The sequence below is a fragment of the Mycetocola sp. Y444 genome, assembly GCF_059445295.1.
On the sequence record NZ_JCAIUB010000001.1, the window covers coordinates 1,181,461 to 1,204,953 of the forward strand.

At 65.9% G+C, this 23,493-nt stretch carries 23 protein-coding genes; 14 read left to right on the forward strand and 9 right to left on the reverse strand.

Annotation, left to right across the window (positions count from 1 at the left end; genetic code table 11):
• Window positions 1–138: 138 nt before the first annotated feature.
• The 5 genes from AC1C2M_RS05635 to AC1C2M_RS05655 all read left to right on the forward strand — a co-directional run bounded on the left by AC1C2M_RS05635 (window position 139) and on the right by AC1C2M_RS05655 (window position 3,334).
• Window positions 139–1,302, forward strand: coding sequence for a baeRF2 domain-containing protein (locus tag AC1C2M_RS05635; protein ID WP_495435500.1), 1,164 nt, complete (start codon window positions 139–141; stop codon window positions 1,300–1,302).
• Between the two features lie 81 nt (window positions 1,303–1,383).
• The gene (locus AC1C2M_RS05640; RefSeq protein WP_495435501.1) at window positions 1,384–1,632 is read left to right on the forward strand and encodes a hypothetical protein; all 249 of its coding nucleotides are present in this window, start codon (window positions 1,384–1,386) and stop codon (window positions 1,630–1,632) included.
• A gap of 119 nt (window positions 1,633–1,751) precedes the next feature.
• The gene (locus tag AC1C2M_RS05645; protein ID WP_495435502.1) at window positions 1,752–2,087 is read left to right on the forward strand and encodes a DoxX family protein; all 336 of its coding nucleotides are present in this window, start codon (window positions 1,752–1,754) and stop codon (window positions 2,085–2,087) included.
• Window positions 2,084–2,779 (forward strand): hypothetical protein, encoded by a 696-nt coding sequence (locus AC1C2M_RS05650; protein WP_495435503.1) that lies wholly within the window; start codon window positions 2,084–2,086, stop codon window positions 2,777–2,779. Before AC1C2M_RS05645 ends, AC1C2M_RS05650 begins: the two co-directional genes overlap by 4 nt.
• A 39-nt stretch (window positions 2,780–2,818) precedes the next feature.
• Window positions 2,819–3,334 carry a mycothiol transferase gene (locus AC1C2M_RS05655; protein ID WP_495435504.1) on the forward strand — a complete coding sequence of 172 codons (516 nt, stop codon included), beginning with the start codon at window positions 2,819–2,821 and terminating at the stop codon, window positions 3,332–3,334.
• Between the two features lie 12 nt (window positions 3,335–3,346).
• Here AC1C2M_RS05655 and AC1C2M_RS05660 read toward each other — a convergent pair whose 3' ends face one another.
• The 3 genes from AC1C2M_RS05660 to AC1C2M_RS05670 all read right to left on the reverse strand — a co-directional run bounded on the left by AC1C2M_RS05660 (window position 3,347) and on the right by AC1C2M_RS05670 (window position 8,298).
• Window positions 3,347–4,729 (reverse strand): maltokinase N-terminal cap-like domain-containing protein, encoded by a 1,383-nt coding sequence (locus tag AC1C2M_RS05660; protein ID WP_483403974.1) that lies wholly within the window; start codon window positions 4,727–4,729, stop codon window positions 3,347–3,349.
• A 66-nt stretch (window positions 4,730–4,795) separates the two neighbouring features.
• Complete coding sequence (locus AC1C2M_RS05665; protein ID WP_495435505.1) at window positions 4,796–5,662, reverse strand: hypothetical protein; 867 nt, start codon at window positions 5,660–5,662, stop codon at window positions 4,796–4,798.
• Entirely contained in the window at window positions 5,659–8,298 is a 2,640-nt protein-coding gene (locus tag AC1C2M_RS05670) for an ATP-binding protein (RefSeq protein WP_495435506.1), read from the reverse strand. The genes AC1C2M_RS05665 and AC1C2M_RS05670 overlap by 4 nt, the downstream gene beginning before the upstream one ends.
• Before the next feature lie 130 nt (window positions 8,299–8,428).
• Here AC1C2M_RS05670 and AC1C2M_RS05675 point away from each other — a divergent pair, with 130 nt between their 5' ends.
• Entirely contained in the window at window positions 8,429–10,120 is a 1,692-nt protein-coding gene (locus tag AC1C2M_RS05675; protein ID WP_495435507.1) for an NAD(P)/FAD-dependent oxidoreductase, read from the forward strand.
• A gap of 46 nt (window positions 10,121–10,166) precedes the next feature.
• Here AC1C2M_RS05675 and AC1C2M_RS05680 read toward each other — a convergent pair whose 3' ends face one another.
• Both AC1C2M_RS05680 and AC1C2M_RS05685 read right to left on the reverse strand, forming a co-directional pair.
• Entirely contained in the window at window positions 10,167–11,057 is an 891-nt protein-coding gene (locus AC1C2M_RS05680; protein WP_495435508.1) for a DUF72 domain-containing protein, read from the reverse strand.
• Complete coding sequence (locus tag AC1C2M_RS05685; RefSeq protein WP_483403969.1) at window positions 11,047–11,496, reverse strand: MSMEG_6728 family protein; 450 nt, start codon at window positions 11,494–11,496, stop codon at window positions 11,047–11,049. The genes AC1C2M_RS05680 and AC1C2M_RS05685 overlap by 11 nt, the downstream gene beginning before the upstream one ends.
• Before the next feature lie 129 nt (window positions 11,497–11,625).
• Between AC1C2M_RS05685 and AC1C2M_RS05690 the strand changes: the two genes are divergently transcribed.
• The gene (locus AC1C2M_RS05690) at window positions 11,626–12,678 is read left to right on the forward strand and encodes an ATP-dependent DNA ligase (protein WP_495435509.1); all 1,053 of its coding nucleotides are present in this window, start codon (window positions 11,626–11,628) and stop codon (window positions 12,676–12,678) included.
• Here the strand turns inward: AC1C2M_RS05690 and ligD are convergent.
• Window positions 12,675–13,718: a non-homologous end-joining DNA ligase gene (ligD, locus tag AC1C2M_RS05695; RefSeq protein ID WP_495435510.1), complete on the reverse strand. Its 1,044-nt coding sequence runs from the start codon at window positions 13,716–13,718 to the stop codon at window positions 12,675–12,677. The genes AC1C2M_RS05690 and ligD overlap by 4 nt on opposite strands.
• 203 nt (window positions 13,719–13,921) lie before the next feature.
• Between ligD and AC1C2M_RS05700 the strand changes: the two genes are divergently transcribed.
• Both AC1C2M_RS05700 and AC1C2M_RS05705 read left to right on the forward strand, forming a co-directional pair.
• Window positions 13,922–14,737 (forward strand): ribonuclease H family protein, encoded by an 816-nt coding sequence (locus tag AC1C2M_RS05700; protein ID WP_495435511.1) that lies wholly within the window; start codon window positions 13,922–13,924, stop codon window positions 14,735–14,737.
• 17 nt (window positions 14,738–14,754) lie between these two features.
• On the forward strand, window positions 14,755–15,330 hold the full coding sequence (locus AC1C2M_RS05705) for a TetR/AcrR family transcriptional regulator (RefSeq protein ID WP_495435512.1): 576 nt from the start codon (window positions 14,755–14,757) through the stop codon (window positions 15,328–15,330).
• Window positions 15,331–15,497: 167 nt separating this feature from the next.
• Here the strand turns inward: AC1C2M_RS05705 and AC1C2M_RS05710 are convergent, their stop codons facing one another.
• Complete coding sequence (locus AC1C2M_RS05710; RefSeq protein ID WP_495435513.1) at window positions 15,498–17,141, reverse strand: DUF222 domain-containing protein; 1,644 nt, start codon at window positions 17,139–17,141, stop codon at window positions 15,498–15,500.
• 756 nt (window positions 17,142–17,897) lie between these two features.
• Here AC1C2M_RS05710 and AC1C2M_RS05715 point away from each other — a divergent pair.
• From AC1C2M_RS05715 to AC1C2M_RS05725, 3 genes are all read left to right on the forward strand, one after another.
• Complete coding sequence (locus tag AC1C2M_RS05715) at window positions 17,898–18,248, forward strand: ArsR/SmtB family transcription factor (RefSeq protein WP_483403963.1); 351 nt, start codon at window positions 17,898–17,900, stop codon at window positions 18,246–18,248.
• Complete coding sequence (locus AC1C2M_RS05720) at window positions 18,245–18,745, forward strand: SRPBCC family protein (protein WP_495435514.1); 501 nt, start codon at window positions 18,245–18,247, stop codon at window positions 18,743–18,745. Before AC1C2M_RS05715 ends, AC1C2M_RS05720 begins: the two co-directional genes overlap by 4 nt.
• A gap of 134 nt (window positions 18,746–18,879) precedes the next feature.
• On the forward strand, window positions 18,880–19,605 hold the full coding sequence (locus tag AC1C2M_RS05725) for a DUF72 domain-containing protein (protein ID WP_495435515.1): 726 nt from the start codon (window positions 18,880–18,882) through the stop codon (window positions 19,603–19,605).
• An 89-nt stretch (window positions 19,606–19,694) separates the two neighbouring features.
• Here AC1C2M_RS05725 and msrA read toward each other — a convergent pair whose 3' ends face one another.
• Window positions 19,695–20,216: a peptide-methionine (S)-S-oxide reductase MsrA gene (msrA, locus tag AC1C2M_RS05730; RefSeq protein WP_495435516.1), complete on the reverse strand. Its 522-nt coding sequence runs from the start codon at window positions 20,214–20,216 to the stop codon at window positions 19,695–19,697.
• Between the two features lie 228 nt (window positions 20,217–20,444).
• On the opposite strand from msrA, the gene AC1C2M_RS05735 reads away from it, so the two are divergent.
• Entirely contained in the window at window positions 20,445–20,873 is a 429-nt protein-coding gene (locus AC1C2M_RS05735) for a YybH family protein (RefSeq protein WP_495435517.1), read from the forward strand.
• Here AC1C2M_RS05735 and AC1C2M_RS05740 read toward each other — a convergent pair.
• Window positions 20,870–21,433, reverse strand: coding sequence for a nitroreductase family deazaflavin-dependent oxidoreductase (locus tag AC1C2M_RS05740; RefSeq protein ID WP_495435518.1), 564 nt, complete (start codon window positions 21,431–21,433; stop codon window positions 20,870–20,872). The genes AC1C2M_RS05735 and AC1C2M_RS05740 overlap by 4 nt on opposite strands.
• A gap of 201 nt (window positions 21,434–21,634) precedes the next feature.
• On the opposite strand from AC1C2M_RS05740, the gene AC1C2M_RS05745 reads away from it, so the two are divergent.
• The gene (locus AC1C2M_RS05745; RefSeq protein WP_495435519.1) at window positions 21,635–23,434 is read left to right on the forward strand and encodes a DEAD/DEAH box helicase; all 1,800 of its coding nucleotides are present in this window, start codon (window positions 21,635–21,637) and stop codon (window positions 23,432–23,434) included.
• The last annotated feature ends 59 nt before the right edge of the window (window positions 23,435–23,493 follow it).

Below are 23,493 nucleotides of genomic sequence, written 5' to 3' on the forward strand. Positions count from 1 at the left end.
GGGGCTGCGATGCGCTCAACAGGGCATATCGGCTCTTGCGTTGCCAGAAGCCCGCGAGTTCCATGGGGATCTGCGGCACCGAACCAGCGCGGCGGGCCCGGTGACCGGGTGGTCGCCTGTCGAAGAGAGGACGAGCGAGTGGATTCACAGACGCACGAACTGGCAGAACTCTGGCGCCGCGATGGAACTTTCTCGTCGGTCTTCATCGACGCGAACGGATCATGGGACGGCCCGGGCCACGACGGAGAGGCGCGCAGGCGGCAGGTGCTCGACCGGCTGGCCAGGGCAGGCGCTCCGGATGCCGACCTCACGACTGTCGAGAGGATTCTCGCCGTTCCGAGCGGCACCGGTGGGCCGCATTCACGGTTCCTCGTCGTGCACAACGGAGAGCCACTCCTGGACGAAGTCCTCGCCGGCCCGCTGGTCTGGCCGGAAACCGTTGCCTACCTCGAGATCCCCGACCTTGTCCCGCTCGTGAAGTACAGGCAGAACGACGTCGTCTATCTGGTGGTCGAAGCCGGACGGGGCGGCGGCGAAATCCATGCCTATCGCGCCTCCCATGTCGCCGCTCTTCGGCACGAGAACATCGAGGGCAGGACCGACAGCCTGACCAAGGTCCAGGCGGGCGGCTGGTCCCACAGCAACTACCAGCACCACTCTGAAGAAATCTGGAAGCAGAACCAGACTCAACTCGCAACGGCGGTCAATGAACTCGTTCGGCAACTCCAGCCGGGATTTGTCCTGCTCGCCGGTGATGTGCGCGCTGTCCAGCTGTTGAGCGAGGAGCTGTCAGCAGCGGCCAGGGACATCAGCACCGTGGTACCCGCGAACCTGTTGGCCGCAGGATCGTCCCGGGAATCCCTGCAGGTGCGCATCTCCCGCAAGCTCGAGGAGATTCGGCTTAGGGACCAGTCGCTCCTGCTCGACAAGCTCTCCGCCGGTGACTCCGAAAACGGGGCGCTGGGTTTCGGGGCCGTTGTGCACAGCCTGCAACAGAGCCAGGCAGACACCGTGCTCATTGACTCGGAGGGAACCGACGGCAGGACCCTCCTCGCCCTCGCCGATGCACCCTGGGTGGCGACAGCGCCTGAGGAAGCACTCGGCGCGCGAGTCATCGGGCCGGTACCCGCGATTCTCGCGATCGTCAGGGCAGCCACACTGACCGAATCGCGAGTTGTCTTCGTCGACCATGGCGTCCTCCCGAAGTCGGCTGAGGTGGGGGCAGTTCTTCGATGGCCGACCGGACCCGCTATCCCGGGAACGCCGAGGTGGGAGCAGGCACAGGTCGAGGGCCAGGCCTGAGTCGGTCGCACACGCGATACGCTGGCAGCCGAACCCGATCGGAACCGATCGGAGTGAGATCGCATCGGAAGGATGACGCCCATGACGCCGGCAGACGAGAAGAACCGGGTGACTCCGGCGGGCGACTCAGGCAGCACGCCCGACGAGGCGGGGCACGAGGTGCCACGCCGAGCTCCGAACTACGCGGAGCGCATCATCGGCGAGAACGACCCCGATGACATGGACGGACTGGTCACGCTCGACGACCTGCCGGAGAAAACGGGAGACGCATCCGACCTCGGAGCGCTCAAACGGAAGGCAACCCAGTACGGCGACGGCTCAGCCGGCTGAGTCGCGCAACCCATTGCCACAGGGAAGCATCGGGTCTTACTGTGTTTCGGATGCGCCACTTCACGAGAGCCACACCAGGATCATCTGACCGGAACAGCGCATCTGCCATGGCGCTCGCGATGATGTTTGCCGTTACAGGCGCAATCCACTTTCTCCGCCCCTCGGTGTTCGACCCGATTGTTCCGCGCTCCCTGCCCGGGCCGAGCCGCTTCTGGACCGTCGTGTCTGGCGTCGCGGAATGGGCGTTGGCCCTGCTGGCTTTGAACCGACCCACCAGGAACCTCGCCGGGCTCCTGTCGGCAGCATTCCTGGTTGCCGTGTTCCCCGCCAACGTGCGCACAGTCCGAGTACTCCGCCGAAAGGCGTGGCCTGCCCGGTTCATCGCTCTTGCGCGCCTGCCCTTGCAGCTCCCCCTCGTCGGGCTCGCCCTGCGTGTCGGACGGGGCGAGCGGTGACTCTCACGCCGTCCGGCATCGCCGGCGGCGCACTGGCGGGGGTTTTCGGCCTGGTGCGCTCGCTCCGCCCGCCGCGACCCATCCATCCCCACGGGGTCGCCCTCACCGGTTCGCTCCGCTGGCTCACCGACCGCGGCGCGTCCGGCATCGACTTCATCGACCATCCGCACACCAGCGAACTCCCCCTCACCGCGCGGACGTCGCGGTCGATCGGCGTGCCGGCACCGCTGCCCGACGTCATCGGACTCGCGCTGCGATTCGAGACGACGATGGGAGCGCCAGCGGACCTGCTGCTGGCCTCAACGGGCTTCGGCGTGCCATCGAGATTCTGGCTCGCCGCGCATCGCTCACCGAGCCGCGCCCGGCTCACAACCCTGATGCCGCTTCGAACATCGAACGGCCCGCTCCTGATCGCCGCCCGCACCCTGGAGCCGGACGACCTGCCCGCCGACGTCGATCAACTCGCCTCGCGGTTGGAGTCGACGAGCTGGCGCCTGAAGCTCTACCACGCGACCCCGTTCGGCCACTGGCATCCGTTTGCCGTTGTCGAACTGTGGCGGGAGCCTGGACCCATCGACACCATCGACAGGTACGACCCGGTGCGGCACCCGCTGCCGGGAACATCCACATACCCGTGGGAACGACGCCTCCGGGAGCCGTCCTACCTGAGGGTGCAGCGACACCCGGAGTAACGACAGGTACATCAACGCCACACAGAGAAAGGGCAGGAAATGAAAACGTCAGAGATTCTTGCGGATGCCTTCGGGCGGGTTTCGGAGAGCGTGCACAGCGCGGTCGATGGTCTCGATGCGCAGAGGCTGCTCGCGAGAGCGGATCCGGAGTCGAACACCATAGCCTGGCTGGTCTGGCACCTCACCCGGGTGCAGGACGACCACGTTGCCGACCTGAGGGACACCGACCAGATCTGGATCGCCGCGGGGTGGGTCGACCGCTTCCGGCTCCCGTTCCCGCCGGAGGACACCGGATACGGGCACTCGAGCGACGATGTGGCCCAGGTTGTGGTGAGCTCGCCCGAGCTGCTGCTCGGGTACTTCGATGAGGTCAGCGACCGCACAGCCCACTTCGTCAGTGGTCTCGCCGACGACGACCTGGATCGGATCGTCGACGAAAGCTGGAACCCTCCGGTCACCCTCGGGGTCCGCCTCGTCAGTGTTATCGCAGACGACCTCCAGCATGTCGGCCAGGCGGCGTTTCTCCGCGGCATCCTCGACCGGGAGAACCGCTAGGCTCTGGCGGCGCTACCGCTGACGCTCGGCGAGCCGTCCGAGCGCCGTGAGCGGGATCGACAGCCAGTCGGGGCGGTTTCTGGCCTCGTAGACCGCTTCGTACAGTGCTTTGTCCATCTCGAATGCGTCGAGCAGTTCGCGGTGGTCCCTGAGGTCGACCCCTGAGCCGTCGATGTAGCCGCTGAGGAATGCCTTCCGCGACGCGCTGGTCCAGTTTCGGGCCTCAGCGGTGCTGCCGAGTGAACCGGCGACATAGTCGAAGCTTCGCAGCATTCCGGCGACGTCCCTGAGCGTGAAGTCCGGCTGGGAGCGCTCCTCCATCGGCCTGAGCGGTTCACCCTCGAAGTCGAGAAGGACCCAGTGCCCATCCGCCGCGAGCAGCACCTGGCCGAGGTGGTAGTCACCATGGATGCGCTGGAGCGCCGGCCACGCGATCGACGCCGTCGACTCGTAGAGCGCCTCGATGGTTTCGCGGAATTGCTCGACAGCGGGCACCTCCTCGATGGCGAGCAGCAAACGCGAGCGCCAGCTGGCGAGGGTCGCGTCGATCTCGTCCTGGCTGGGGGCCGCAGCACCGAATGACTCGGCGAGCAATCCGTGAACCTCGGCGGTCACCGTGCCGAGCGAGTACGCCCTGGCCGTGAAGTCCTCGCCGTTCTCGGCGGAGCGAAGGGCGAATCTCCACGCGTCCTCCGAGCCTGACAGGAACTCCTGCGCAAAGGCGAGGTGGCCGCGCGCCCGGCCGGTGGCCTGGCCGATGTCATTCCACTCACCGACGACACAGCCAATGGAGTGCGGAACGTTGAGTGACCCGGATGCGGCGAGCGCTGCCTGCAGGACGACGTCGGGGTTCTCACCATTGTGCAGGGCGCGGAACACCTTGCAGATGACCCGGTCGATGCCGTTCTCGCTGCGGACGTGGTAGATGATCGAGGTGTTTGACTGCTCGCCACGGAGCACACGGGATGAGACGATGTCGGAAATCTCGATCTGACCGAAAGCTTCGCCGCTCGCGGTTGCGCCGAGTGCTGTCGCCTCCTGGTTTGACCCGATGAGCGTGAGCAGGGCCCTGGCGTATGCGGGGTCGTGCGGTCCGTCGTAGAGGTAGCCGGACCGGCCGTCGTCGAGCACGATCTCGGCGATGAGCGCCGACTCTGCGTCTGGCAGTGGTTCGGTTCTCTCGGTGACCGGTACCTGGTAGAGCACGGGGTCACGACCGGAGAAGTCCATGATCAGGTGAGTGAAGACCCTGGCATCATCGGATGCCATCTCCCAGCTTCCGATGAGTTCGAGCTCCGGAACGCGTCCCTTGCTGGCAAACCAGCGCTGGGAGACGAGCCAGGGGGCAATGTGTGTGAGCGGACTGTGTTCGAGGGGACGCGCCGGCGAGGACATATACCGAGACTATTGCCTCGAAGCGCTCGCACTCTCCACGCGGCTCGGGGGTTGACAGGTTCCGCGTCAGTCGCCAACGCGCCGCCCGCGGGACTCACACAGCCGGTAAACCCAGGCATAGACCAAAAGCGAGCCGCAGAGGCCCGGGATCAGGAGCCACGCAGCCGGCCGGGCGAAATCCAGGGTCGGCCAGCCGAGTGCGATCCCGCCGAGGATGAAACCGAGGCTGACCAGCTGGGCCTGGACGAGGGTACGGAACGCGCTCCACCGCGTGTCGACCAGCATCCAGACGTTGACCATTCCCGGGAGCGTCAGTGTCGCCCCGATCACCCTGGCGGTGAGAGGCGTCAGGCTCCACGCCCAGTTCTCGACGAGGAGAGACGGAACCAGAAAGAGAACGACACCGACACACAGCGACAGGAGGCCGACGCCCGCGAGGGTGACGCGCCAGGCCCGGGGAATCGTCGTGTCGTTGGTGTCGGGAGCACCGGCATCCGACCGGGATTGGACGAGGATGGCGACGAGCACCAGGAAGGGCGTTGTCAGGTACAGCGCCGTCCACGCGATGAACGAGATGTGACCGGCGTGGAACCGATCCCAGTGCAGCAGCGTTGCAATGCCGAGCAGCGTGGCGAACGTGAGCACGGCGGGAAAGCCGTGCTTTACCCGGTGCCATCGACCCAGGCGGATCACCGCGACGAAGAACCAGACACCACCGAGGTACGCGGACGCGAGATACCTGGCTGTGATGTCTGGCGTGATCGTCCAGGCGAAGTGCTGTTCGGTGCTCCCGGGGGCCAGGTACAGCAGCGCGCTCGCAACGACGAGGAACGGCAGCACGACGACGCTGAGCCAGAGGGTGAACGGGCGGACCGTGTCGTCCGCCGTTCGCCGACGGCTGCCCACATCCTGATCGCTCGATCGGAAGTTCACGACGACGCGCCATCCACGCCCGCGAGATTCACTCCCGCCCCGGCAAGGCTGGCACCGGGCAGCGCGAACCTGACCGCCTGCGCTTCGCTGAGTGCTCGGCCCCTGCCTCGCGCGGCTTCGAACTGACCGGCCGCCTCCCCCGCGAGGATCCCATCGATCCAGTACTGCGAGAACTTGAAGGTCTGCGCGTTCTTCAATCCGGTCTCTTCGCGGAGCTTCTCGGCGGCGCCATCCAGGATTCCGGCTCTCTCGACGTCGCCCCGCGCTGCAGCGATGGCGGTGAGCCCCTCCAGCCCGTACGCGACACCGTCATCGTGGCCGAGCCGCACCGATTTGGCGAGCGCAGACTCCAGAGCGACGCCCGCCTCCTCGAGCTTCCCCTCGACGGTGAGGGCGATCCCGAGATGGTGCAGCGCTATCGTCTCGCTCAAACCGTCCTGGAACTCTTCGGCGAGCGCGAGGCTCTCTCTAAAGCGGTTGAGCGCTGCGTGCACCCTCTGCGAGACCAGCGCGGTCCTGCCGAGCATGACGAGCACCATCGCCTGTCCCCACAGGTCGTTCTTCTCCCTGAACAACCCGAGGCTTGTCTCCAGCACCTCCTCCGCCCCGGCGACATCGGGGGGCGATGCGGCCAGCCGTGCGAGCGCGACCGATACCAGTGCGAGCGCTTCTCCCGAGGCAGCATTTTCTGCCCTGAACAGTGCGGCACTCTCGATCAGGCCGGGGACCACATCCCGCTCCGGCTCCTTCCAAAACCCGACGGCCCGCGTGTAGTAGAGCGCGACCGCGCGAGTGAAACCGGTGACGGGCGGTTCGGCGTCGAGCACCCGCGCCATCCAGCCGGCCACCTCGCCGAGGAGCCCGCCAACCCACAGGTAAACGTAGAGGGTCCAGGAGAACCGTGCCGCCCCCTCCCAGTCCTCCCTCTCGAGGAGGTACCTGATCACGGCCCTGAGGTTGGAGAGGTCATCCTCGAGGATGTTCATCCACTCCCCCTGTGTCGGGCCCTCCAGAAGGCGCTCGGCGCGTTGGGCGAGGCCCATGAAATACGCCGCGTGCCGTTCGCTGACGTCCGCCAGGTGCCCGTCACGCTCGAGCTGTTCCCTGGCGAAGTCCCTGACCATCATGAGCAGGGAGAAACGGGAACGCGTTCCCCTGTCCTCCTGACGAACGAGACTGTTGTCGACGAGTGTCTCGAGCAGTGTCAGTGTGTCGGTGCCATCGGAGGGCCGGTACACCGCCTCGACGGCGTCGAGCGAGAAACCGCCGTCGAACACCGCCAGTGCGGCGAGAAGTTGCTTCTCGCCGTCGTTCAGCATTCCGGTGCTCCACTCGATGGCGTTCCTCAGGGTCTGCTGTCTCTCGGGGAGATCGCGGGATCCACCCCCGAGGAAGGAGAGCCGGCTGTGGAGGCGTTCAAGCATCGCCGACGGGGTGAGTACCCTGACCTTCGCCGCTGCGAGCTCGAGGGCGAGGGGCACGCCTTCGAGGCGGTTGACGAGTCTGGCGACGTCGCGGGCGTTGGCATCCGTCACCTGGAAATCCGGCTTGACGGCGCGGGCACGCTCGGTGAACAGTGCGACTGCCGCGATGTCGGCGATACCGGCAGCCGTGTGCGGTGCGGAAGCGTCGGGCAGGTCAAGCGGCTCGACGTCGATCGTCCTTTCGACGGAGATCCGCAACCGGGTGCGGCTGGTGACCATCAGCGTGAGGCCGGGCGCCGCAGCGAGGAGCAGCGTCAGCGCGGGTGCCGCATCCACCACCTGCTCGAAGTTGTCGAGAATGAGCAACATGTGCCGGTTCCGCAGCGCGGTGGCGAGCTTCTCCGCGAGCGGGGCCTCCCCCGTGTCACGCACGCCGAGTGTCTTCGCGATGGTTGCGATCACCGCGGTCTCGTCGTGAACAGGAGCAAGGTCCACGAAGTACACGCCGCCGGAGAATTCGGCTGCGACACTGGCCGCGACAGCGATCGCGAGCCTGCTCTTGCCGATGCCGCCGGGGCCGATGAGGGTCACGAGGCGGACCGCGGGATCGCGCACGAGCCGGCCCACCGTCGTGACCTCGGACTCCCTGCCGATGAGTTCCGTCAGCGGTGCGGGCACGTGAGCCCGGGGACCGATCGGGTCATCGGCCGCCGACACAGCGAGATTCTGCCCCTGGCTGAAGCGTTCGGCCAGCAGTACGGCGAGGTCGGCCTCGAGAAACTCCGCGAGTTCCGCCTCGTCGGAGAAATAGGTGAATGACGCCGTGTCATCCGATTTGATCCGGTCGAGCAGCTCCTTCAGCCTGGGCTCTCTGTTCTCAGCCGGTTCCTTGATGTAGATGAGCTTCGGCATCGAGGCGGGTGCAAGGTAGTACTCATCCGCGAGGCCGGACACTTCTTCACCGGGAGCGACCCAGCCGTAGCGTTCCCAGTACAGGCCGACAAAGACCTCGCTCTGCGCCAGGTAGGCGCGATAGAGGTCCCTCGGCGGATGCGGCCTGGCACCGAGCTCGAACATGACGGGGGCAAGCCGCAACCGTTCGATGGCGGCGCGCGCAGCTTTTCGCTCCGGCGCGAGCTCTTTGAGTGTTGAGCTGACGAAGACGCGGAGCCGCTGGTCGGGTGTGCGGATCGTTGCGGGCTGATGATCCATGCTGAGCATTGTCGAACGCGTTGCGGTCCCTCGTCCAGCCCCGAACCCCGTGGAGTCCGCCACGCACGACGAGTACACTCTCGCCTTAGAACCGCGGGTACCGCCCGGTACCCCGAGGTGGAGGTGCCCGATGACTACCGAAAGGTCCAGGCGACCGCGGATTCTGGTGTCGCTGGCCTCAGCGCCAGCGCGCGACCGCGTCGTCGATGAGCTGACCCGCCGATATTCCGCGGATTACGAGGTCGTGTCTCCCGATGATGCCCAGGGGACGTTTGCTCACCTCCGGGAAACCGCGGCGGCCGGATCCCGCGTCGCGCTGGTGCTGTCGGACGACCTTACGGATCACCAGCATGACGGCTCGGTCTTCCGCTTCGCCCGCCGGCTGTTTCCGGAGGTGCGTCGCGGCCTGGTGATCGAATGGGGCTCGTGGGGGAACCAGGACACCGCGCGGGTGGTTCTCGAGGCCTTCGCCTCCACCCAGGCCGACTCCTACATCGTTCTCCCTCGCCGCTCCCCCGATGAGTATTTCCACCGGGCGATCACCGAGCTCCTTCACGCAGCGACGCGGGCGGCCGATGACCAGGCACCGGATGCCGTCATCATCGGCCCGCTGTCATCCCCGCGGGTGCACGAGATAACCAGGTACCTGTCGAGGGCTGGCATCAGTAACCGCATCAGCAGCCCCGGTTCTGCCCACGATTCGACGGTCCTCGCGCGGGGACACGACACTCGCCGTCCCGTCGTGGAGGTGCCGGGCGCCGGCGTCCTCGCCGACCCGAGTAATACCCAGCTCGCGGACGCCTTCGGCCTGACTACGTCGGTGAATTCGGGCACAACCGTGGACGTGGCGATCGTCGGAGCCGGACCGGGAGGCCTCGCCGCTGCCGTGTACGCGGCGTCTGAGGGACTTGACACGCTCGTGCTGGAACGGGAGTCGGTCGGCGGCCAGGCTGGCTCCAGCTCCCTCATCCGCAACTACCTCGGCTTCGCGAGCGGGGTATCGGGGCTGGACCTCTCCGACCGCGCCTACCAGCAGGCCTGGGCCTTTGGCGCCCGGTTCGCGCACACGAGGAGTGTGTCGGGGATGTCGCTCGATGACGGCTTCCGGCTGGCCATCGACGGCGAGGACGAGGTCAGGGCCCGTTCGGTGATCCTCGCGACCGGGGTTTCGTATCGCAGGCTCGCCGTGCCGGGTCTCAACACGTTCGTGGGCACCTCGGTGTTCTACGGCGCGACGGCGGTCGAGGCAAAGGCCCAGACCGGACGCAACGTCCTCGTCGTCGGCGGCGGCAACTCAGCGGGCCAGGCCGCGCTGCACCTCGCGAGGTATGCGGCATCCGTTTCCCTCGTCGTCAGGGGCCCGAACCTCGCCGCGAGCATGTCGAGCTACCTCATCGAACAGCTCGCGGCCGCCGGGGTCGCCATCCTCACCGAACAGAGGGTGGTTGGCGGACACGGCACTGACGACGGGCTCGAGGAAATTGTGTTGCGGCACAGGACCACGGGCGACGAGGTGACGGTCCCGGCGAGCGCCCTGTTCATCACCATCGGTGCTGCGCCACACACCGACTGGGTCGACGACCGGGTGCTGCGCGATCAGTGGGGCTACGTGTTCACCGGCGGCGACATGGTCGCAGAGGGGGGACGCAGGGCGTGGTCGCGTGACCGCCCGCCGGGGCCCCTCGAGTCGAGCGTGCCCGGTTTCTTCGCGATCGGTGATGTTCGCCGCGGGTCCGCGAAACGGGTCGCATCCGCCGTCGGCGAGGGCTCCGTCGTCGTCGGGTCGGTGCACGCCTTCCTCGCCGAACATGCAACCCGTTGAATGCGCGGCGAGGCGTATCCGAGGGCAGCGGCGAGCACGGTGCCGTTCAGCCCGCCAGCTCGGCGACGATTTCGGCCAGACGGATGGCATCGAACGGTGCACGCACCTTCGCGTCGTTGTCGCAGTACACGTAGACGTCTCGCGGCCTGCCATCGGTCGTTGAGCCGGTGCGCCAGCCGTGGACACGCCGAGCCCAGGTCTGCAGCAAATCCTCGGGGTAGCCGCTGACGTACAGCTCCTCAGCGCCGTGCAGTCGCACGTACATGAAGTCACTCGTCACCTCGAACAGCTGGGGGAAACGGCCCGCGCTGTCCGACACCACCACAGCGATGTCCTGGTCCCGCGCAAGATCGACGAAGTCGTCACAGTCGAACGTCGGGTGGCGGATCTCCACGGCGTGGCGGAGAGGACGCTCGGCATCCGTTTTGAGCCAGGACCTGCCCTCCATCCGATCGTCGTGGCCTCGGGCGAACTCGACGGCGGCCGTCGTCGTCCGCGGGAGTGTGGCGAGGAACGCACCAACGGTCTCCCGGTCGTAGGCCAGGTTCGGCGGCAACTGCCACAGCACGGGCCCGAGCTTGGGGCCAAGCGCGAGGACGCCGGATGCGAAAAAGTTCGGCAGCGCTTTTTCCGCATTCCGCAGCCGGAGGATGTGGCTGATGTACCGTCCGCCCTTGACCGAGAAGACGAAGTCCTCCGGCACTTCTTCCGCCCAGCGGGCGTAGCTCTTCGGCGTCTGCAGCGCGTAGAACGAACCGTTGATCTCGACGCTGTTCATTCGGCCGGAGACAAACTCCAGCTCGCGTTTCTGAGTGAGTCCCTTGGGGTAGAAGACAGAACGCCACGGTGCGTAGCGCCAGCCGGAGATGCCGATCCGTGCGTCGCCGATGTCAGCCGAGCCGTTTACCCCGGCGACCCTGGGCTCCTCAACCGTCACGGCGCACCGTCTCTCCCGGCCACACGTACGGCAGGTTGTCCGGCACGCCGGGAAACACCTCACCGTAGAACTCGGGATCCTTGCGGACGAGGTTCGACTGGTGGCTCAGGTGGAAGGCCTCGTCACCGATCCACGGCGGCAGCTCCAGCTCGTCCTGGCTGAGCCCTTCGACGTCGGGTGCGAACGGCAGCACCTGCGGGCGTACCGTGTCGCTGTGACCGCGTGCGATCCAGGCATCCGTCATATCGAGAGCGTATTTGGTGAGCGCTGGCACGTATCCGCGCCACATTTTGGCCGCGGGATGATGCCGCCAGCCGTAGGTGGGGATGGTCACCGCACGCAGCAGCTGGAGCGCCTCAATGCGCTGCTTGCCGAGGCGTGAGCGATCGAGCACAGCGGCGCTCTCGGCGAATGACGGGTATGGGAGAAAGGTCTGCACGGTGACGCCGACGCTACCCAGAAGCCGAGCGGCAGGATACGGGTTGACGAATGCCCTCCCACCGCACTCATGTGCCAGGCGGCGTGGCACCGCCTGTCGGAATCGTTCCGACTCGGGCAGGATCGACCCATGGAACTTTCGTCGCTCGACCCCGTTTCCCCGCAGCTCGCCAAGGCCGTCGGCAGCGTGCCGGAACCCGACAGCGTTCCCGGCGGGTTGAGCTTCGAGCCCAAGTGGGACGGGTTCCGCGCGATCGTATACTTCGACGGCGAGAACGTCGAGATCGGCAGTCGCGGCTCGAAAATGCTCACGCGGTACTTCCCGGAACTGACGGATGCCTTCAGCCGGCTCCTGCCAGGACCCTGCGTGCTCGACGGCGAGATCGTGGTGCCACAGGGTGCGGAGGGCTCACAAAAACTCGACTGGGAGGCGTTAACGGCCCGGATCCATCCCGCGGCGAGCAGGATTGCGCTCCTCGCGGAGTCGACGCCGGCAATGTTCGTGGCGTTCGACCTGCTGTCGAGCGGCGGCGACGTGCTGCTCGACACCCCGTTCTCCGAACGACGCGAGCGGCTCGAAGGGCTCACCGGTTCTCTCCCGCACCCGCTCCACCTCACGAGGACGACGACGGACGTGGAGCTTGCCCGCCAGTGGCTCGTCGAATTCGAGGGGGCTGGACTCGACGGAGTTGTCGCGAAGCCACTCCTCCAGCCGTACGCACCGGGTAAGCGGGTGATGCTCAAGGTCAAGCATCATCGCACCGCCGATGTCGTTCTCACCGGTTACCGGGTGCACAAGAGCGGCAACGGGGTGGGGTCACTGCTCCTCGGCCTCTACAACAGTGATGGCGTCCTCGTGAACGTTGGCGGGGCATCCGCTTTCACTAATGCCCGCCGCCTTGAACTGGTGGACGAACTCGCGCCGCTGGTGAAACGGGATGCCGACGGCGAGATCGTTGCGGCCGAAACGGAGCGCAGCAGATTCTCGGGGTCGAAGGATGTGTCGTTTGTGCCGCTTGAGCCCAGCCGCGTCGTCGAAGTGCAGTACGACCAGATGGAGGGGATGCGATTCCGTCACACCGTGCAGTTCGCGAGGTGGCGCCCTGACCGCGAGGCGACGTCATGCACCTTTGACCAGCTGGACCGGCCCATCGCCTACGATCTCGACGGCGTGCTGGTTTAGTCGGTCTTCTCGTCGTCCCAGTTGGCGGCGTTCTTCCGGCTCGGCTGAACCCGCGGCGGTTCGCCGGGCATTTTCGGGAAGTCCGGGGGGAATGGCAGTTCGCCGAGTCCGTTCTTGACATCCCGCTCCCACCATTCGAGGAGAACGTCGATGGTCCCGGGCTTATTGCCCATGTCTGCCCACGGGTCGCCTACCGTGCGGAGTCGCTCAGGCACCGTATCGATGGTGAAGGCTTTCGGGTCGGCGTTCTCGAGTTCTTCCCACTCGATCGGGCAGGACACCGGGGCATGCGCGAGGGCCCGCGGACTGTAGGCACCAGCCATCGTTCGGTCGCGGTTGGCCTGGTTGAAGTCGACGAAGATACGTTTGCCGCGTTCTTCCTTCCACCAGTTCGTGGTGACCAGCTCCGGCATCCGGCGTTCGAGTTCGCGGGCAGCAGCGATGACCGCGTGCCGCACCTCGAGGAATTCGTGGGTGGGCTCGATGGGCGCGAAGACGTGGATGCCGCGGTTGCCGCTGGTCTTGAGGAACGCCGTCAATCCGGCCTCGGCGAGAAGTGCGCGCAGTTCGATCGCCGCGGGGATCGCATCGTCGAAATCGGTGCCCGGCTGCGGGTCGAGGTCGATGCGCAGCTGGTCGGGGTTGTCTGAGTTTCCGGCGAGAGACGGCCACGGGTGAAAGACGACGGTGTTCATCTGGGCCGCCCACACCGCTGCCGCCGGTTCGTCGAGAACGACCTGGGGGTGTGATCGCCCGCTCGGGTAGGTGACGGTCACGGCTCGCACATAATCCGGTGCACCCTTCGGCGGGTTCTTCGAGAAAAACTGTTCGCCGTCGATTCCGCCTGGGAACCGCTGGAGCGACACCGGGCGGTCGCCGTTGGCGGCGATGAACGCCTGTCCAACCTCGACCAGATACTTCGCGAGGTCGAGTTTGGTGATGCCGGGTTCTGGCCAGAGCACCCGGCCGGGGCTGGAGATGCGAACGTCGCGGGTGCCGTGCGGTCCGTCGACGGGGAGGATGACTGCGTCGGATGCCATGCGACCAACCTACTGGGGGGCCTCTGTCGAGTCACCCCCGACTCCGGGCGCGTCCCCCACGCCTAGCCCCTGTTCGTGCCGGTGACACTGGCGATAACAGCCACCGCCGGCGTCTCGACTCCCCGCTGACCTCCCTGCCGAACGGCTCCTCGTCGGTACGATTGGTCAGTCCCGCGACGACCGGTCGCGGCTGAAAGGGCAGAATGACGATCACCGCCTCCGCTGATGGTTCGGCGCTGGGCAACCCGGGTCCCGCGGGTTGGGCCTGGTATGTCGACGACGACTGCTGGGGGGCTGGTGGCTGGAAACACGCCACGAACAACCAGGCCGAGCTGAAGGCTGTTCTCGAGTTGTTCCGTTCGACCGCACACATCGACGACGATCTGCTCGTCATGTGCGACAGCCAGTACGTCATCAACTCGGTGACGAAATGGATGCGCGGCTGGAAGGCGAAGGGCTGGCGCAAGAGCGACGGCAAGCCTGTTCTGAACATCGAGCTGCTCAAGGAACTCGACGAGGCACTCGCCGGGCGTAGGTACAAGTTCGAATGGGTACGCGGTCACGTCGGTCACGAGCTCAATGAAGCCGCGGATGCCCGCGCCCGCGCCGTCGCCGAGGCCTTCCAGCGGGGCAAGGAGATTCCGTCCGGTCCCGGTTTTCCCGGGGCGGGTTCGGCTGCCGCCATCGGGCAGACCACAGCCTCCGCTGACGGCACAGCCACCACTGAGGGCGACCCTGCACTCCTCTCGACCGCGTCAACATCCTCAGCACCGCGATCTTCCGCCGTCGCGTCCTCCACACCCGCGTCGGCCGCTCCGATCGCACGGAAGTCCCCCGCTGCCGAGCCGTCCACCCCGATTGACCTCGAACCGAGTCTCTTTGACCTCGACGACGAGGCCAGCGGTACCGGATGGCACACGGTCACGTTGTCGCTGAGCGCGGCCGAGAACATCCGTTTGCAGGAACGCGCACGCCAAAAAGGTGTCAGTGTCGAGGACTTTCTTCGCGGCCTGATTTGAGCAGACAGGAGAGCAGGGTGACTGAGCGTCCGTATCACCACGGTGATTTGAGGCAGGCCGTCATCGATGCGGCTGTCGAGGTCATCAGCGAGAACGGCCCTGCTGCCGTCAGCCTGCGCGACCTCGCGCGCCAGATCGGGGTCTCTCATGCGGCGCCGGCTCATCATTTCGGTGACAAGGAAGGCCTCTTCACCGCGGTGGCTACCGAGGGTTACACCCGGTTGACGGATGCCCTCGGGCGGGTTGAGCCCGCGACCGACCTGGTTGAGCTCAGTGTGGCCTATGTGCGGTTTGCCGTTGATCACGAGGCCTACTTCGAGGTCATGTTCCGGCCCGACCTGTTGCGAAACGATGATCCCGATCTGGTCAAGTCTCGGAACCGAAGCAGATCGGCCCTCTTCCGTGGTGTTGCGTCGTTGCCACCGGAACGCCGGGGTGGTGACACCATCCTCACCAACGTGAGTGCGTGGGCCTTTGTCCATGGGTTTGCCACTCTCTGGTTGCAGGGTGCCCTGCCGAAGGAGATGGGGGCCACCGTCGATGACGCTGTCCGCGTCTCGGCGTCGTTCCTCTTTGGCCGCGTCGGTCACTAGACCGTCGTTGAACGGTCCCGGCCACCTGTCCCAAAACCGTATCCAGTGAGTCGGAATCAAGGCTGCGGTCACGCCTCTCCCCGAAAAGGATGCGGTCAGGCTTACCTGGAACGTCTTCCCGGTGGCCTTGAAAGGCTCCGGTCGCGATCCGAGGGGTGTTGTGTCGTCTACCCGGCGCTGGCGAGTCGTGTCGGCGGGCCAGCCGCAGAGCTCTCCCCCGGCCCCTGCCCGGTGGGTCTGCCCTCCCTATCGCCGGCGGCTGCGGCTCGTGCTGCGGCGTCCGCAGCTTCGGTCGCGGCCTTGATCCCGGCCAGGCGGAGTCGTTCCTTCTCCAACGGTGACTTCGATGGCATCCGGATCGGGATCCGCTCCCCGTTCTCACCCGGTGGTGGGATCAGGTAATACTCGCCCTCGATCCGAACCACCCGATAGCCAAACGTATGCACCAGAGTGTGGTGATACGGACACAACAGGATCCCATCGGCGAGGTCGGTGCAGCCCTCGTGGGCGGCCCATTCGTTGATGTGGTGCGCTTCGGTCATCGACGGCGGACACTCGCACCCCTCGATCCGGCACCCACCGTCACGAACCGCCATCGCCACCCTTTGTTTCCGGGTGTGCAAGCGTTGTTCCCGGCCGACGTCGAGGATCGTGCCGGAGGTGTCCATCAGGATCGGGGAGATCCCGGAGATACAGATCTGCTTCTCAATCACACTGCCCGGAACCGCGTCTTTGCTGTCTTCGAGATAGCCGGTGCCGACCAGGTGTTCCGCGCCCTCGCTGTCGGTGGCACGGTTGTCGAGGTTTTCCTCGGTCATCACGACCCGGATTCCGGGTTGGCGTGACCCGTACGTTGTGGTCGGGTCGGCCTGTACCCCGGTGCGCATCGCACCCATCAGAATGTCGTACACAATCTGGTCGTTACTGCGCTCATCGACCCGGAGTTTCTCGGCCCGTTCCGCTTCGACCGGGTCCACCATCCGCGGGCCACCGCGCCGCGGCCGCAACGCCGCCCCGACGATGGACTCCACCCAGGCGGCGCCTTCCTCATCGAAGGCCACATACGCTGTTTTCGTGCCGTCCTCGTTGCGGCCGAACCGCCACTTCCGGTTCGCGTACCGCTCATCCCACCGCAACTGCACCCCGGCCGGATCAATCCGGTCCCGCAAATGCCGCGCCCGCACACCCAACTCGTCAGCGTTCACCCCGGCAGCATCGGCGATGATCTCCACCGCCGCGGCCCGCAGCATCTCCACATCCACCCGGTCGTTCGGCACCCCGAGCCCCCGCATGATGATCGTCACCGCCTCGGAGCGGATCACACCCTCCCGCGCTGCCCGAGAGATCGGTTCGTGCCACGGCACCACCGGCACCGGACGCAACACCGACACCGAAGCGCGGTCTGTGTCCGCGTCCGGGTCCGCGTCGGGATCGACCAGGATCCTCCCGTCAAGATCGATCAACGGCTCATCGGCGCCGTCGACGCCGGGACCACCAGATCCATCAGTCCCCCCGGCACCGGGTCCGAAGCCTGTGGGGTGGGTGGCGGCATCCGCCTCACCCATCGCCTCACCGAGCCGCACCTGCCGGAACGCCTCCGACTTCGTCGACCCGGTCAACCGTTGCACCAGATTCACCGCGGTGCGATCCCCGGCCGACTGAGCCCACCCCGAGTAACCCAGGTCACGCGCCGACCGTTTCGCCGCGACACCAGCGCCGGCCGCGATCACCGCGTCCAGTTCCGACTTCGCCCGCGCCGCGTTGCGGAGCAATTCCTCGAGTTCGGCGTTCGCTGCCCGCTCCAACACCATCGACAACGGCAAGCCAGTGCCAGTGCCAGTGCCAGTGCCAGTGCCAGTGCCAGTCGCAGCATCGCCGGGACCGACACCAGGCCCACTGCTCAACGGCTCCGGCTCCACCGGCACGAACCGCGGGCGTTTAAACGACGAACCGGCACCACCGAACTCGGTGATGCCGGTCGAAACCGCTGCAGACGAAGACACTGCAGACGAAGACCCGCCCCTGCGCGGAACCTGTAGGCCCGGCGCCGGTTCAGATCCTGACGCAGGTTCAGGACCAGACGCTGGCTCCGGCCCCGCGGCATCCGCCACCCGACCAACCGCCTCGATGGCGTCCTTATACCGAGCGATCTGGTCGCACACCCGAAGGGCGACCTCTCGAATCTGCTCGGACACCTTTGCCATACTTCATAATATCGCATCAAGCACAGTTTCGAAAGTAGTTTCTACTATAAGTTCCCAGAATTTTCTTGCTCAATGGCCGAGAATTACTCCCAGCCGAACCCGGTTCCACTACGCGAAATGCAACCCTTGTCACGAACTCCCCCGGAATCACGGGCGAAAAAGCACTAATCTATCCACCGCAAAGATGCCTGTAACTCGGAATCCAGTTGTTGTCTAGATTAGCCATGAGTGTTCCACCGGCGTCAGGTCGCAATCAAGTGATCACCCTGCACGTCGAAGACATTGATCCCCAGCCATCCGCTCCCCAAACTCCCCACACCAACCCCTAGCGCACCCCGAACCGACCTGCTAACCTACAACCAAATGGTTGTACATGAGTTGAGTGACATCGCGGTGGACCGCATCTTCCAAGCACTGGCAGACACGACCCGCCGAGACATCGTTGCGCGCACACTGCGCCGCGAGCAGTCGGTCTCCGACCTCGCGACGCACTACGACATGAGCTTCGCCGCGGTCCAGAAACATGTAGCGGTGCTCGAGCGCGCGATGTTGGTCACCAAGGAGCGTCGAGGTCGGGAGCAGATCGTGCACGGAAACACCGAAGCGCTTCGCCGGGCAGCCCAGCTGCTCGACGCCTACGAAAAGATCTGGCACGACCGTGCCAGTCGCATCGGAGAGATTCTCTCCGAGCCTGAGAAAGGAAGCGACAAGTGACTCTTGTCAATTCACGTACGGATGTCGAAAACCTCACCCTGACCTTCATCACCGAGTTCGCGGCCCCAGTTGACCGTGTCTGGCAGGTCTGGGAAGACCCGCGGCAGCTCGAACGCTGGTGGGGTCCGCCCACCGTCCCCGCGACCTTCGAGAGGTTCGAGTTCACGCCAGGGGGCGAAGCCCGCTACTACATGACCACCCCGGATGGAGCGAAACCCCGCGGCTGGTGGAGATTCATAACGATGGATGCCCCGAATCGCCTTGAATTCGTCGACGGGTTCGCTGACGACAACGGTGACCCCGTTGACGTCGAAGACGTCTCCAGCTGCGTCGTCAGCCTCGAGCCCGTCGACGGCGGCACCAGGATGACCTTGGTCAGCACGTTCAGAAGCACCGAACAGCTCGAAGCGATGATCGAGATGGGGATGCTGGAGGGCCTGACCGAGGCTCTCGGCCAGATCGACGCGATCCTCGCGGAGTCGGCCGTTTCGCATTAGCGCGTGGCGGCTGAGTCGCGGCGAAGGTGGCGGTGGTTCGATACCACCGCCACCTTCGTATGCCCGACCACGACCACGGGCGCCACCCACGCGCGGCAATGGATTAGCGTTGACGCTGACGAGAGCGAGGTCGGATGGGCATCCACATCGGCACCTCCGGCTGGAGCTACGACCACTGGGACGGCGTTCTCTACCCGCCAGGACTACCCCGCTGGCACCGCCTCGCGCACTACGTGAGCACCTTCGACACCGTGGAGCTCAACGCGAGCTTTTACCGCTGGCCGCGCGACGCCTCGTTTGCGAGCTGGCGCAACCGGCTCCCGCCCGGATTCCGGCTCTCGGTCAAAGCCCCGCGGGGCCTCACCCACGGCAAGAAGCTCTACTCCCCCGAACCCTGGATCGACAGGATCACCCACGCCTGGCACGAACTCGGCGACAAGCGAGCCGTGCTCCTCGTCCAGTTGCCTCCGTCGCTCGAGCGCGACGACGCGCGGCTCGACTACTTTCTCGGCCGTCTGCCCGACTGGATCACGGTAGCCGTCGAGTTTCGCCATCCCAGCTGGCACGACGCGGGCATCTACCGACTGCTCGAGTCCCACGGTGCTGCCTACTGCGTGATGAGCGGCGCCGGCCTTCCCTGCGTGCTGCGGGTAACGGCATCCGTCGCCTATGTCCGCATGCACGGCCCCGATCACGATCAACTCTACGGCGGCTCATACTCCGACCAGGACCTCGCCTGGTGGGCCGACCGCCTGCGCGAATGGCGCGACGTCGGAACGGATGTCTACGTCTACTTCAATAACGATGGCGGCGGCAATGCGGTTCGGAACGCGATCACCCTGCGCTCAATGGTCGGCTGAGCCACCCACCGTCAGCCACCGCCCTCGTTAACGACGAAACGCCGCGGCACTGGGCCGCGGCGTTTCGTGACGTGCACATCGAACTGAACCTAGGAGACGCGCTCCGACTCACGGTGCGGGAGCTTCCACCCCGGGCGCACAAAGTGGCAGGTGTATCCGTTCGGGTACTTCTCCAGGTAGTCCTGGTGCTCCTCCTCGGCCTCCCAGAAGTCCCCGGCGGGTGTGACCTCGGTCACGACCGGTCCCGGCCAGAGGCCTGACGCGTCAACGTCGGCGATCGTGTCGAGCGCCACGCGCTTCTGCTCATCGTCGAGGTAGAAGATCGCCGAGCGGTAGCTCAGGCCAACGTCGTTCCCCTGGCGGTTCTTGGTGGAGGGGTCGTGGATCTGGAAGAAGAACTCCAGCAGGTCACGGTACGAGATCTGCTCGGGGTCGAAGACGATCTCCACGGCCTCAGCGTGTGTGCCGTGGTTGCGGTACGTCGCGTTGGGGGTGTCGCCGCCGGAGTATCCGACGCGGGTGGAGATCACTCCGGGACGCTTGCGCAGCAGCTCCTGGGCGCCCCAGAAGCATCCGCCGGCGAGAATCGCGGTCTGTGTTGTGTTCGTCATAGTGGCTCCCTTGTCTCAAAACAGTCTGCCGGAGAAGGAGAACGCATGCGACGCCCTTCGTGTTCCCTCGTTCCTGAATGCCAGCCGTGGGTCTCCGAACGCCGGAGGCGGGCGGATGTCGCGGCGCACGTCACACACGGACCCCTGGCCCGGCGTCGGTTGGCCCCGCTAGCATTCGCAGCAACGCGACGATACGGCGACAACAACGCGACGACAAGGGAGTCAGACATGAGCGAGAACACGAACCCGGTGACCGCAGTCCTCGAGGCGTATCGCGCCGCGGTAGCCGCCCGCGATGTCGCCGCGTTCGCCGCCATCTACGCCGACGATGTGCACGTCTTCGACTCCTGGGCGCAATGGCAGTATCTGGGCATAGAGGCGTGGCGCGCGATGGCGATGGGGTGGTTCAGCTCGCTGGGCGACGAATCGGTTCAGGTCGAGTTCACCGACCTCAGGGCGTTCGTCGGCGACGACCTAGCGTTTGGCCACGCAGACGCAACCTTTTCCGCGACTTCCGCCGATGGCGAGCGGCTGCGCTCGACGACCAATCGCTTCAGTGTCGGGCTCCAGCGGCAGAACGGCGCGTGGCGGATCGTCCACGAGCACTCATCGCTTCCCATCGATCCCGAGTCGAACTCAGCGATCTTCGCGCTCTAATCCGGCTGACGCTCTGACCCCGCAGCATCCGCCGATGTCCCGCCGTCGCGCCCGGCGGCATCCGGAGTCAGCTCGCGCACCGGCTGCAGGACGAACAGCCGGACCCGCCGACCGGAGTCACGTTCGTAGCTGCGGTAACCCGGCCACTGACGCTCGATCCGGTGCCACGCCTGCTCCCGGTCCGCGTCATCCTCAAGAAGCGTCGCGTGCACAGCGAGTCGCCGGCCCTTCACCGTGATGACCGCATCCGGGTGCGCGAGGAGGTTATAGGTCCACGCGGGATGCCGTTCCCGAGCGAAACTCGTCCCGGCGACGATCGCGCGGCCACGACCGTCGGGCGTGTACATGAGGGGCGTCAGTCGCTCCTCGCCGCTCCTGGCGCCGACGGAGTGCAGCACCAGCGACGGCACGAGCAAACCGCTGACCTGGACCCGCCCACCGGTCAGCCGCGCGAGGAGCCGTTCACCGAGCGGCAGCAGCCGCGGTCCGACCGCCCGGAACACGCGAGTACGGGTCAGTGGGGCAAGAACCGAGCGGACGACCTGGGTCACTGAAGGCATTTCCCTATTGTGGCCCTGTGGGGCGGATGCCGCGACGGCGCTGTCACGCAATCGTCACGAAGCCGATGCTCAGCCGTGCAACGCACCCCGGGCAGCAAAATTCGCGCAAACGTGCGAGTTTGACCCATTTGCGACCCCGACGCTGGCGCACACAATAGCCTCTTGACACCACATCCCCAAAGAGGGGCTACCGTTGAACCTATGACGTCTTCCGACACGACGACGCTGAGCGAGGCAGAAACTGCCCGCGAAGCTCTCACATTTTCCGATCTTGGACTGAGCGACTCAGTCCTTAAAGGCCTCAAGGCAGTCGGGTACGAAACCCCCTCCGCTATTCAGGCAGCAACCATCCCCGTCCTCCTCGAGGGCCGCGACGTCGTTGGCCTCGCGCAGACGGGCACGGGAAAGACCGCAGCGTTCGCCCTGCCGATCCTTTCCCGGCTCGACATGACGCAGAAAACCCCGCAGGCGCTCGTCCTCGCACCGACCCGTGAGCTCGCGCTCCAGGTCTGTGAGGCATTCGAGAGCTACGCCGGTGGCATGCGCGGCGTGCACGTTCTCCCGGTCTACGGCGGACAGGGCTACGGCGTACAGCTGTCAGCACTCCGCCGCGGTGTCCACATCGTCGTCGGTACCCCCGGCCGCATCATGGACCACCTGGAAAAGGGCACCCTCGACCTCTCGCAGCTCAAGTACCTCGTGCTCGACGAGGCCGACGAGATGCTCAAGATGGGCTTCGCCGAAGACGTTGAGACGATCCTCGCCGACACCCCCGAAGACAAGCAGGTGGCACTGTTCTCCGCCACCATGCCTGCCCAGATCCGACGGATCTCCAAGAAGTACCTGCACGACCCCGAAGAGATCACCGTCAAGAACAAGACGACGACCTCGGCGAACACCACGCAGCGGTACCTCATGGTGTCGTACCCGCAGAAGGTCGATGCGCTCACCCGCATCCTCGAGGTCGAGAACTTCGAGGGCATGATCGTCTTCACCCGCACCAAGAACGAGACCGAGACTCTCGCCGAGAAGCTCCGTGCCCGCGGGTACGCCGCAGCGGCGATCAACGGTGACGTTCAGCAGGCCCAGCGCGAGCGCACCGTCGAACAGCTCAAGTCGGGCAAGCTCGACATTCTCGTTGCAACGGATGTCGCGGCTCGCGGTCTTGACGTCGAGCGCATCAGCCACGTGGTCAACTTCGACATCCCGATCGACACCGAGTCGTACGTGCACCGCATCGGCCGCACCGGCCGCGCGGGCCGTTCCGGCGCGGCAATCAGCTTCGTCACCCCGCGTGAACGCCGCCTGCTCACCGCGATCGAGAAGGCGACCCGTCAGCCGCTGACGCAGATGCAGCTGCCGAGCGTCGAAGACGTCAACGTCACCCGCCTCGCGCGGTTCGATGACGCCATCACCGAGGCGCTGAGCAACAGCGAGCGGATCGAGACCTTCCGCGACATCATCAACCACTACGTCGAGCACCACGACGTCCCCGAGGCCGATGTCGCCGCAGCTCTCGCTGTTGTCGCACAGGGCGAGACGCCCCTCCTGCTGACAGCAGAGGACGAGCGCAACCAGCGCAGGGACCGCGAGCGGATGGAGCGTGACGACCGCGCCGCACGGGGCGACCGTAATGACCGCCCTGCCCGTGGAAACGACAGGAACGACCGCCCGGCCCGCGGCGAACGTCCCGAGCGCCGTCCGCGATCCAGCGACCAGCAGCTTTCCGCGTACCGGATCGAGGTCGGCAAGCGCCAGAAGGTCGAACCGCGCCAGATCGTCGGTGCCCTCGCGAACGAGGGTGGACTGAGCCGCGAGGACTTCGGCGGGATCAAGATTCTGCCCGACTTCTCGATCGTTGAGTTGCCGGCGAACCTCTCCCCCGAGACGCTGGAGAAGCTCAAGGACACGCGGATCAGCGGCAAGCTGATCGAACTCCGGCCCGACCGCTCGGCATCCGCCCGGCGCGAAGACAAGGACACGCGCAAGCCGCGAAACTGATCGCGAACGATGTGCGTAAACCGCCCTCCACTCGACCCGTCGAGTGGAGGGCGGTTTTT